Here is a 662-nt window from a genome sequence, read left to right on the forward strand (position 1 = left end):
GAGGGCCGAGCAGGCCATAGCGGTCGTATACATCAAGGTAATCAATCGCATCAGGAAATAGCTCGTCGACAAACGCCACCTCATCGTGGTTCTCGCTAATGTGCGTTTGCATAAATACGCTTGGGTGTTCTGCAATAAGCTGTCCGGCTTTCTCTAACTGGGCTTCGGTTGAGGTGATCGCAAAACGCGGCGTGACCGCATACAGCTGACGGCCTTTTTCGTGCCATGCTTCGATTAAGGCTTTGCTGTCTTGGTATGCGCTTTCTGGTGTGTCGGTGAGATACTCTGGCGCGTTGCGATCCATCATCACTTTGCCGCAGATCATCCGTGTATTGCGCTGTTCTGAGGCTTCAAAGAAGGCTTCGACGCTTTGCTTATGTACAGTGCCGAAAACCAAGGCGGTTGTGGTGCCGCACTTCAGCAATTCATCTAGAAAGAAGTTCGCAATGTTCGATGCGTATTCCTTGTCTTCAAACTGGCGCTCAGCAGGGAAGGTATAGTTGTTCAGCCAATCCAATAGCTGCTCGCCGTAGGATGCAATCACTTCGACTTGTGGGAAGTGAATGTGTGTGTCGATCATGCCGGGAATAATCAGCTTACCCGTGTAATCAACGATCTCTGCTGTAGTATGTTTGGCGAGCAGTTCGCTTGCCTCGCCTAGC

1 protein-coding gene is annotated in these 662 nt (G+C 50.8%); it reads right to left on the reverse strand.

Annotated features, from left to right (window positions below):
- The coding region (locus A3750_RS19250) for a guanine deaminase (RefSeq protein WP_156498753.1) at window positions 1–662 on the reverse strand (662 nt) is incomplete at both ends.

It is taken from the genome of Oleiphilus sp. HI0079 (assembly GCF_001635105.1).